Source organism: Methylobacterium sp. CCH5-D2 (assembly GCF_001556475.1).
GTDB lineage: Bacteria > Pseudomonadota > Alphaproteobacteria > Rhizobiales > Beijerinckiaceae > Methylobacterium > Methylobacterium hispanicum.
On the sequence record NZ_LSIX01000399.1, the window covers coordinates 1 to 4,270 of the forward strand.

Sequence of the window (4,270 nt, forward strand, 5' to 3'; positions counted from 1 at the left end):
CTCATACCCCTCACCCGGCTTTCTGCGAAAGCAGACCTCTCCCTATGGGAGAGGGACCCGCGCTCAGTTCCGAGACGATGCGTTGGGCCTGAACCGTTTCGGATAAGGCGAGCTGCCGCGGAACCGCGGAGCCCTGTCCGAAGGCTCCGGATCCCCCACCCGGCCTTCCGCGAAGGCAGCCCTCCCCCGCCGAGAGCGTGGGCACCCGCGCCATGGCCAGTCAGGCCACCGACACCGGGACGCGCCCGACCCGCGGATCGGGCCACCGGACCGAGCGCACTTCGCGGTGGATGGCCGCCCCCGCCCCTGGCGTGCCGGCAGCCCACACGCCACCGTCCCGCGGGAGATTCATCCGCTGGGGAGGCCGGAATGCTCGAGGAGTTCAAGAAATTCGCGTTGCGCGGCAACGTCGTCGATCTGGCGGTCGGCGTGATCATCGGCGCCGCCTTCGGGGCGATCGTCACCTCGGCCGTGCAGGACGTGTTCATGCCGATGATCGGAGCGATCACCGGCGGGCTCGATTTCTCGAACTATTATCTCCCGCTCTCCTCGAAGGTGCAGACCGGGCTCGCCTACGCGGAGGCGAAGAAGCAGGGCGCGGTGCTCGGCTACGGGCAGTTCGTCACCGTGGCACTGAACTTCCTGATCGTCGCCTTCGTGCTGTTCCTCGTCATCCGCGCGATGAACAAACTCCAGCACGCGGAAGAGAAGAAGCCGGAGAAAGCCGCCGAGCTGCCGGCCGACGTCAAGCTCCTCGGCGAGATCCGCGATATCCTGGCGGCCAAACCGAAGGTCTGATTCCGCCCGCAGCGTCAGGACTTGAGCGCACCGCCCTTCTCCTGCGCGCTCGGGTCGATGCCGAAAGCGTCGAGGATGCGGTCGAGCGCGTGCTCGACCGCGACCGTGCCCTCCTCGTGGGTCTTCAGCCGGGTCTCGAGCTTGGCGATCTGGGGCGCGAATTCCTGGGGCACCGGCTCGTCGCCGAGGAATTCGGGCTTGCCGCCATCCACGGGCAGCGCGCCGCGCAGCTGCTGGCCGAGGTGGTCGCGCACCGGCTCGGGGAGCTTCGCCTTGTCGCCGCCGTCCATCGGATGATCTCCTGTCGTCGCGCCCGTCAACGATCCTGAAGGGTCCGCGTTGCACCGATCCCGCCCGCGACGGGCGCACGCAACGCGCATGCCGCTCCTACTCAATGAAAAAGGCCCCGGAGCGCGGGGCTCCGGGGCCTGCGGGCCGGCGCGGGACCGGCCCCGCGTCTTAGTCGATGACCTCGACGATGCGGTGGCTGCGATCGACCAGCACCGGGCGGTCGTTGACGACCGTGTAGCGGTAGCCCGGGCGCACGCGGTACTCGTCCGGCACGTCGTAGTAGGTCACGCCCGAGTTCGGCAGGGTGGTGCCGACGGCGACACGGCCGTCGTAGTCGTACGACCGAACGTTGCGCTCGCGCACGTAGGAGCGGAAGCGCGGGGCCATGTCGACGCCCAGGATGCCGCCGACCGTGCCGGTCGCCGCGCCCACCGCGCCGCCCACGATACCGCCGATCGGGCCGGCCGCATCGGCACCGGCCTCCGCGCCGCGCGCGGCGCCCGGGATGGTGCCCTGGGCCTGCGCGGCCAGCGGCAGCGAGAGGGCGAGGGCCGAGGCGGCGATGAGGGTCTTGATGCGCATGAAAGTCTCCGTCTTTGGGACGTTCGCCGCACTGCCGTGCTGCGAAGTTCGGGGCGGTAACGCGCCAAGTCCCGAAACGGATGCGTCAAAAAATCATCTCCGCGCGGGCGATGCTTCGTGCGCGGAGATCGGCGGAAGCCTGGGTACCGCTCAGCCCTCGCCCGGCATCGCCGACTTGATGAAGCGGTCGGAGCCGAGATCCTCCTCGTCGTATCCGAGCAGTTCGGCCAGCCGCCCGCGGGCACGGCTGACGCGACTCTTCACGGTGCCGACCTTGCAGCCCATGATCGCGGCGGCCTCCTCGTAGGAGACGCCCTCGGCACCGACGAGCACCAGCGCCTCGCGCTGGTCCGGCGGGAGCTTGGCCAGCGCGCTCTGCAGGTCCTCGACGTCGAGCCGGTCGCCCTGGTGGGGCGCGGTCGCGAGCCGGGCGGCGTAGGAGCCGTCCTGATCCTCCACCTCGCGCACGCGCTTGCGATGATCCGAGTAGAAGATGTTGCGCAGGATGGTGAACAACCACGCGTTGAGGTTCGTGCCCGGCTGGAAGCGGGCGCGGTGCTGCCAGCCCTTCAGCAGCGTGTCCTGCACGAGGTCGTCGGAGCGGGCGGGGTTCGAGGTCAGCGAGAGGGCGAAGGCGCGCAAGGACGGCACCGCCGCCAGCAGCCCGTTGCGGAATTCCGGCTCGATCGCCTCGCCGCGGGCGCGCAGCGCCGCCTCCAGCTGGTCGATCAGCTCGGCGAAGCGCGTCGGCATCTCCTCGGCGCCGAGCCGCTCGTAGGTGTCGCGCAGATGGTCGCCGAGATGGGCGCGGATCGCGTGGGGCAGGTTCGGGCGGCCGGAGGTTTCGGCGTCCGCCTCGCGGTAGAGGACGTTATCGGTCTCGTCGCGGGTCATGGCTCGTCGCTTGTGTTCGGCGGCAGGGCGCGCCGGGCGGTCCGGACCCGGCGCGTGGACCGTGTGGCGGCGGCGAGGCCGACCCGGTCCTCTCTTGACATGCGTTGTAGCGCATCGGCCTTGCGCATGCACCTTCACCGGTCCGATTGCGGCCGGGCGTGCCCCGCGTTCAACAGGCGGCGACCTCCGTCACCCGCGCCGCCGCCCCCCGGGCGCCGGGCCGGATCAGGCGGATCACCCCGTCGCGCAGCGACAGCACGTCGCCCCGCGCGAGGTCCGTCCAGCACTCGTCGCGGGTCAGCGCCTGGGTGGCGACCACGGTCACGACGTCGCGCTCGGTCGTCTCCTGGGCGAAGTCGACCCGCCAATCCTCGTCGATCAGGGTCGCGGTGCCGAAGGGGGCCTGCCGGGTGAGGTAGCACAGCCGCTTGCCGCAATGGGCGTAGAGGGTGCGGCTGTCGGTGAGCAGCATGTTGAACACGCCGAGCGCGTGCAATTCGGCGCAGAGGCCGGCCACCGCCCGGTCGAGCACGGCGGGCGCCGGCAGCCCGCGGAAGCGGGCCTGGAGCCGGCCCATCATCCAGCAGAAGGCGTGCTCGCTGTCGGTGGAGCCGACCGGCGTGAAGGCGCCGAGCGGCAGCCGCTTCACGCCCTTCAGCTGCCCGTTATGCGCGAAGGTCCAGGCCCGGCCCCAGAGCTCGCGGGTGAACGGATGGGTGTTCTCGAGGCTGACGCGCCCGCGGTTGGCCTTGCGCACGTGGGCCACGACGATGCGGCTCTTGATCGCCGTGTTGCGCAGGAACTTGGCGAGTTCCGAACGGGCCGAGGGCTCGGGCTCGTGGAAGCTCCTCTGCCCGCGCCCCTCGTAGAAGCTGATGCCCCAGCCGTCCGCGTGCGGGCCGGTCTCTCCACCGCGCCGCGCCAGCGCCGCGAAGGAGAAGCGGATGTCGGTGGGCACGTTCGCGCTCATGCCCAGCAATTCGCACATGGCCCCGGACTTCCACCCCTCGCGCCCCGCGTCGAACCCGCGGGCGAGCGGGATTTAGGGGCGTTGCGGACGCGGAACAACAGAGCATCCGCGATCCGTCCCCTCACGTCAGCGAGGCGGCGATGGCCTGCTGGATGCCGAGAACGTTCGCGCCCCGCCGGAGCGTGCGCTGGATCGGCTCGGACCGCCCCGAGACCCAGATCCTCAGCTCCGAATCGAGGTCGAAATTGCCGGCGGTCTCCACCGAGAAGGACGTGATCGCCCGGTAGGGCACGGTGAGGTACTCGACCTTGCGGCCGGTGAGCCCCTGGCGGTCCACCAGGATGAGGCGCCGGTCGGTGAAGACGAAGAGGTCGCGGATCACCCGGAAGGCGACGCGCACCGGCTCGCCCTCGACCAGGATGCCGGCCATCTGCTCGTCGACCTCGCCGGGCTTCAGGTCGCTGCCGTGGCCGAGCAGGCCGTCGAGGAACCCCATGTGCCGCCTCCCTGGCGACGGGAGCGTCGCCGCGGACGCGATGTGGGGCTTGCGGGCGGGCGCGGCAATCGACAGGTGTGGCGCGACAGATCAGGACGACGATTCCGAGACCGACCGACCATGAGCGCCCCGAAACTCCGCCTCGGCGTCAACATCGACCACGTCGCCACCGTGCGGAACGCCCGCGGCGAGGCTTATCCGGACCCGGTGCGGGCCGCGATCCTGGCGGTCGAGGCGGG

The 4,270-nt window shown here is 70.7% G+C and carries 7 protein-coding genes; 2 read left to right on the forward strand and 5 right to left on the reverse strand.

The genetic code is table 11. From position 1 onward, the window contains the following. The first annotated feature begins 369 nt into the window (after nt 1-369). Nucleotides 370-798 (forward strand): large conductance mechanosensitive channel protein MscL, encoded by a 429-nt coding sequence (gene mscL, locus AX737_RS10285; protein WP_066921060.1) that lies wholly within the window; start codon nt 370-372, stop codon nt 796-798. Nucleotides 799-812: 14 nt separating this feature from the next. On the opposite strand, the gene AX737_RS10290 is transcribed toward mscL, so the two are convergent. The 5 genes from AX737_RS10290 to AX737_RS10310 all read right to left on the reverse strand — a co-directional run bounded on the left by AX737_RS10290 (nt 813) and on the right by AX737_RS10310 (nt 4,031). Next, nucleotides 813-1,088: a hypothetical protein gene (locus tag AX737_RS10290; RefSeq protein WP_066921062.1), complete on the reverse strand. Its 276-nt coding sequence runs from the start codon at nt 1,086-1,088 to the stop codon at nt 813-815. Nucleotides 1,089-1,257: 169 nt separating this feature from the next. Next, the gene (locus AX737_RS10295; protein ID WP_066921064.1) at nt 1,258-1,671 is read right to left on the reverse strand and encodes a DUF1236 domain-containing protein; all 414 of its coding nucleotides are present in this window, start codon (nt 1,669-1,671) and stop codon (nt 1,258-1,260) included. Between the two features lie 150 nt (nt 1,672-1,821). Further along, the gene (locus tag AX737_RS10300; RefSeq protein WP_066921066.1) at nt 1,822-2,565 is read right to left on the reverse strand and encodes a sigma-70 family RNA polymerase sigma factor; all 744 of its coding nucleotides are present in this window, start codon (nt 2,563-2,565) and stop codon (nt 1,822-1,824) included. 169 nt (nt 2,566-2,734) lie between these two features. Further along, entirely contained in the window at nt 2,735-3,553 is an 819-nt protein-coding gene (locus AX737_RS10305) for a class II glutamine amidotransferase (RefSeq protein WP_066921068.1), read from the reverse strand. Between the two features lie 103 nt (nt 3,554-3,656). Then, nucleotides 3,657-4,031: a PH domain-containing protein gene (locus AX737_RS10310; RefSeq protein ID WP_066921070.1), complete on the reverse strand. Its 375-nt coding sequence runs from the start codon at nt 4,029-4,031 to the stop codon at nt 3,657-3,659. 120 nt (nt 4,032-4,151) lie between these two features. Here AX737_RS10310 and AX737_RS33095 point away from each other — a divergent pair. Beyond that, a partial coding sequence (locus tag AX737_RS33095; protein ID WP_197430528.1) for a pyridoxine 5'-phosphate synthase occupies nt 4,152-4,270 on the forward strand: 119 nt, incomplete at its 3' end.